The 4933-nt window shown below is 69.1% G+C and carries 5 protein-coding genes; all 5 read left to right on the top strand.

Annotation, left to right across the window (positions count from 1 at the left end; translation table 11 throughout):
- Nucleotide 1: 1 nt before the first annotated feature.
- Nucleotides 2–1165: a cytochrome P450 gene (locus ACYPYD_RS10455; protein ID WP_459663035.1), complete on the top strand. Its 1164-nt coding sequence runs from the start codon at nucleotides 2–4 to the stop codon at nucleotides 1163–1165.
- A gap of 14 nt (nucleotides 1166–1179) precedes the next feature.
- The gene (locus ACYPYD_RS10450) at nucleotides 1180–2637 is read left to right on the top strand and encodes an aldehyde dehydrogenase family protein (RefSeq protein ID WP_459663033.1); all 1458 of its coding nucleotides are present in this window, start codon (nucleotides 1180–1182) and stop codon (nucleotides 2635–2637) included.
- Nucleotides 2634–3050 carry a GFA family protein gene (locus ACYPYD_RS10445; protein WP_036528344.1) on the top strand — a complete coding sequence of 139 codons (417 nt, stop codon included), beginning with the start codon at nucleotides 2634–2636 and terminating at the stop codon, nucleotides 3048–3050. The genes ACYPYD_RS10450 and ACYPYD_RS10445 overlap by 4 nt, the downstream gene beginning before the upstream one ends.
- Nucleotides 3047–3850 carry an SDR family NAD(P)-dependent oxidoreductase gene (locus tag ACYPYD_RS10440; protein ID WP_211150911.1) on the top strand — a complete coding sequence of 268 codons (804 nt, stop codon included), beginning with the start codon at nucleotides 3047–3049 and terminating at the stop codon, nucleotides 3848–3850. The genes ACYPYD_RS10445 and ACYPYD_RS10440 overlap by 4 nt, the downstream gene beginning before the upstream one ends.
- A gap of 12 nt (nucleotides 3851–3862) precedes the next feature.
- Nucleotides 3863–4933 (top strand): NAD(P)-dependent alcohol dehydrogenase (locus ACYPYD_RS10435; protein WP_459663031.1); only part of this gene is annotated, 1071 nt, incomplete at its 3' end.

Raw genomic sequence — 4933 nt, 5'->3', positions numbered from 1 at the left:
CGTGTTCGACCGGCTGCGCACCGCGCAGCCGGTCTACTGGAACCCCGAAAAGGACGGGTCGGGCTTCTGGTCGCTAACCCGCTATGCCGATATCGTCGAGGTATCGCGCAATCCGGCGCTGTTCTCGTCCGCCAGCGAGAACGGCGGCCACCGCATCTTCAACGAGAACGAGGTGGGCCTGACGGGCGCGGGGGAATCGGCGATCGGAACCCCGTTCATCTCGATCGACCCGCCCACGCATACCCAGTACCGCAAGTTCATCATGCCTGCCGTAGCCCCGGGTCGCCTTGCCGGGATCGAGGAACGCATCCGCGAACGCTGCCTCGCGCTGGTGGAAAAGATACCTCTCGGCGAGCCGGTCAACATCGTCCCGCTGCTCTCCGCGCCGCTACCGCTGCTGACGCTGTGCGAACTGTTCGACCTGCCCGCCGAGATGTGGGTGAAGCTCTACGACTGGACCAACGCCTTCGTCGGCGAGGACGACCCGGACTTTCGCCAGAGCCCCGAGGCGATGGCGACGATCCTCGGCGAATTCATGGCCTTCTGCGCCCGGCTGTTCGAGGAACGCCGCGCCGCGCCGGGGCAGGACCTCGCCACGCTGCTGGCGACGATGGAGGTGAACGGTAGCCCCGTCACCTTGCGCGAATTCACCGGCAACATGATCCTCGCGCTTGTCGGCGCGAACGAGACGACGCGCAATTCGCTGAGCCACAGTATCGTCGCCTTTGCCGAAAACCCCGAGCAGTGGGATCGCATCCGCGCCGAGCCGGACCTCATCAAGACCGCCGTGCGCGAGATGGTGCGCCATGCCAGCCCGGTCATGCATATGCGGCGCACCGCCATGGCCGATACCGAGATCGGCGGGCAGGCCATCGCCAAGGGCGACAAGGTGGTGATGTGGTACATCGCCGCCAACCGTGACGAGAGCGTGTTCCCCGATCCGCATCGCTTCGACGTGGGGCGCGGCAATATCCAGCACCTCGGCTTCGGCACCGGGCAGCATGTCTGCGTCGGCTCGCGGCTGGCGGAGATGCAGTTGCGCGTCGCCTTCGGCATCCTAGCGGAGCGCGTGGCCCGGTTCGAGGTGCTGTCGCCGCCGCGCCGGTTCCGCTCCAATTTCATCAACGGTTTGAAAAACCTTGACGTGGTGCTGATCCCGGGATGACAGGAGACACGAATTTGCTTGGTTTCGACGGTCTGGAACTGCCCGATCTGGCGCTGACGGCGGGTGGGGACCGGCTCGCCTCCGCCGCGACACTGCCTGATGTGGACCCGTGCTCGGAAACCGCTTTCGCGGATGTCCCGGTGGCCTCGGCCTCGCAGGTCGATCAGGTGGTGGAGGCGGCATGGCTGGCTTTCCGCGCGCCCGCATGGCGCGGCCTTGCCCCGCTGGCGCGCGAGCGACTGCTGCACAAGCTGGCCGATGCGATGGAAGCCGACCTGCCGCGCCTCGCCGCGCTGGAGGCGCTCGATACCGGCAAGCCCGTCGGTATCGTCGAGGCGGTGGATATTCCCGCCGCGATCTCGTGGCTGCGTGTCTATGCAGGCTGGCCGTCGAAGCTGGCGGGCCGGGCGGGGACGCTGTCCGCAACGCCGGGCGACTATCACGTCTATTCGCGGCGTGAACCGATCGGCGTCGTCGCAGCGATCACGCCGTGGAATTTCCCGCTGGTGCTGGCGATGTGGAAGGTCGCCCCGGCCTTGGCGGCGGGCTGCACCGTCGTCCTGAAGCCCGCGCCCGAAACCCCGCTGAGCGCATTGCGGCTGGTCGAACTGGCGCGCATCGCGGGGCTTCCCGAAGGCGTGCTCAGCGTCGTCACCGGCGACGGTGCGACCGGCGCGGCGCTGGCCGCGCACCCGCGTATCGCCAAGGTGGCCTTCACCGGTTCCACCGCGACCGGGCAGGCGATCCTCGCCGCCTCGGTGCCGGACCTAAAGCGCGTGACGCTGGAGCTGGGCGGCAAGTCGCCCTCGATCATCTGCGCCGATGCCGTCCTCGCCAGCGCCATACCGCAGGCGGCGATGGGGTGTTTCTTCAACTCAGGCCAGGTCTGCTACGCGGGCACGCGGCTCTACGTGCATCGCTCGGTCTACGACGAAGTGCTCGAAGGCATCGTCGCCGTGGGCAGTGCGCAGAAGCTGGGGCCGAGCGCCGACCGCACCAGCCAGCTAGGCCCGCTCATCAGCGCCCGCCAGCACGCGCGCGTCACGAGCTTCGTCGAGCGGGCAAGGGCAGCCGGGATCGAGGCGATGCCCTCCGCCGCCGTGCTGCCCGAGCGCGGCTACTACCACGCGCCGACCGTGCTGCGGAATGTCCCCGCCGCCGCCGAAGTGATGCGCGACGAGGTGTTCGGCCCGGTCCTCGCCACCGCGCCGTTCGACGATATCGAGGAAGCCATCGCGCTCGCCAACGACAGCGCCTTCGGCCTTGCCGCGCATGTCTTCACGCGCGATCTGGCCACCGCGCACCGGGCCTCCGCCGCGCTGGAGGCGGGCACCGTCTTCGTCAATTGCGTGATGCTGGCCGACCCGGCCTTCCCCTTCGGCGGCATGAAGATGTCCGGCATCGGGCGCGAAAACGGCAGCGAAGTGCTCGACGCCTATCTGGAGCCCAAGTCGGTGGTGATGGCCCTATGATAAACGCGACCCACTCCGGCGGCTGCCTCTGCGGGCAGGTGCGCTATGCTTTCGAGGGCGAGCCCTTGCTCGCCGCCGTGTGCCACTGCCGCCATTGCCAGCGCCAGTCCGGCAGCGCCTTTTCGCTGGTCATCGCGGTGACCGACGCGGCCTTCTCCCAGCAGGGCGAGACGCGGGTGTTCGAGGATATGGGCGACAGCGGCCAGCCCGTTTCGCGCCATTTCTGCCCCGCCTGCGGCTCGCCCATCGTCTCGATCGCGGGGGCGCTGCCGGGGCTGACGCTCATCAAAGGCGGCACCCTCGACGAACCGGGGCGCTGGACGCCTGCCCTCGAGGCCTACTGCGATGGCAGCCTGCCATGGCTCCCCCCCGTGGCCGCCGAACGCCACGCCCGTTCCAATATCGGAGAATGACCATGCCGAGTGCCCTGTTCGACCTGACCGGCAAGACCTGCTGGGTTACCGGCGCCGCCTCGGGCATCGGCCGCGAGACGGCGCTGACGCTCGCCCGCCACGGCGCCAGCGTGATCGCCAGCGACCTCAACCTCGAAGGCGCTGAGGCGACGGCGCAGGAATGCGGCGATGCGCTGGCGCTGGCGCACGACGTCAGCGACGAGGCCGCCTGGGCGAGTTGCGCCGCCGCTGTGCAGGAGCGTTTCGGCAAGCTCGACGTGCTGGTGAATAACGCCGGTATCATGATGTCGCGCCCGTTCTCCGAGGCGCCAGTGGAGATCCTGCGCCGACAGAACCGCATCAACGTGGAAAGCGTCTACATCGGCATGCAGACCGCCGAGCCGCTGATGAAGGCCGCCATCGCGCAGGGCGCTGCGGGGGCCTCGATCGTCAACCTGGCCTCGATCTACGGCAAGGTGGCGGGCGCGCAGTTCGCCGCCTACAGCGCCACCAAGGGCGCGGTGCGGGCGCTGAGCAAGGCAGTGGCCTGTGAATGGGCGAGCGCGGGCATCCGCGTGAACTGCGTGCTGCCCGGCCCGGTCCAGACCAACCTCGGCGCCGACTGGGAGCCGCCGGTGGATGCCGATGGCAAGCCGATCCCGCCAGAAGTCGCGCTGGCGGCCTGGGCCTCGCTGATCCCGATGAAGCGCCTCGGCGTGGCGAGCGACATCGCGCCGATGATCGCCTACCTTGCCAGCGACGCCGCCGCCTTCGTGACTGGCGCCGAATTCACCGCCGACGGCGGCTACACCGCAGCCTGAGGGAGCCTGAGCATGCACACCACCGCCGCCATCGCGCGTGAGGCCCACGGCGCCTTCACCGTCGAGCCGGTCGACCTTGCCGAACCACGCGCGGGTGAGGTGCGGGTGCGGATCGCGGGCGTCGGCCTGTGCCACACCGACCTGATCGCGCGCGATCAGTTCATCCCGATCCCGCTGCCCGCCGTTCTCGGCCACGAAGGCGCCGGGATCGTCGAGGCGGTGGGCGAGGGCGTCACCAAGGTCGCGGTCGGCGACCGGGTGGTGCTGGGCTTCTCCAGTTGCGGCCACTGCCCCCGCTGCGAGGAGCACCTGCCCTCCTATTGCCGCGAGTTTCCGGTCCTGAACTACGCAGGCGCGCGGGGCGACGGCAGCACCGCGATCAGCATCGACGGCGTGCCGGTCTCGGCCAATTTCTTCGGCCAGTCCTCCTTCGCCGCCCATGCCGTGACGCACGAACGCAACCTCGTGAAGATCGAGGCCGAGGACGTGCCGCTCGAATTGCTGGGGCCATTGGGCTGCGGATTCCAGACTGGCGCGGGCGGGGTGATGCGCTCGCTCGCTTGCCCGGCGGGATCGAGCATCGCGATCTTCGGCGGCGGCCCGGTGGGGCTGGCAGCGGTCATGGGCGCGGTGGTGCAGGCGTGCGCGACGATCATCCTCGTCGAACCCTTCGCCGCCCGCCGCGCCATGGCGCTTGAGCTGGGCGCAACCCACGTCATCGATCCGGCTGAGGGCGATGTCGGCGCCGCGATCCGGGCGATCCTGCCGGACGGCGTGGAGTTCGCTTTCGAGACCAGCGGGCGCGAGGCCGTCGTCGAAACCGCTCTGGCATCGTTGTCCAGCCACGGCCTGCTGGGCCTTGTCGGCGTGCCCCCTCGGCCCGAGAGCAGCCTGTCGATCAACCTCGCCTCGCTCATCACTTACGGCCATCGCATCCACGGCATCGTCGAGGGCGACAGCGACCTCCAGACCTTCATCCCGCAACTGGTGGACCTCTACCGCGAAGGCCGCTTCCCGTTCGACAAGCTGATCCGCACCTACCCCCTCGCGCAGATCAACGAGGCGGTCGCCGCGCAACTGAGC

The organism is Novosphingobium sp. 11B (assembly GCF_054589055.1).
Note: the sequence above shows the minus strand (reverse complement) of the source record. Positions and strands in the feature narration are given on the sequence as shown.

Coding starts and splice junctions, on each gene's coding strand:
- ACYPYD_RS10445 (WP_036528344.1), top strand. CDS start 2,634: ATGATAAACGCGACCCACTCCGGCGGCTGCCTCTGCGGGCAGGTGCGC.
- ACYPYD_RS10440 (WP_211150911.1), top strand. CDS start 3,047: ATGACCATGCCGAGTGCCCTGTTCGACCTGACCGGCAAGACCTGCTGG.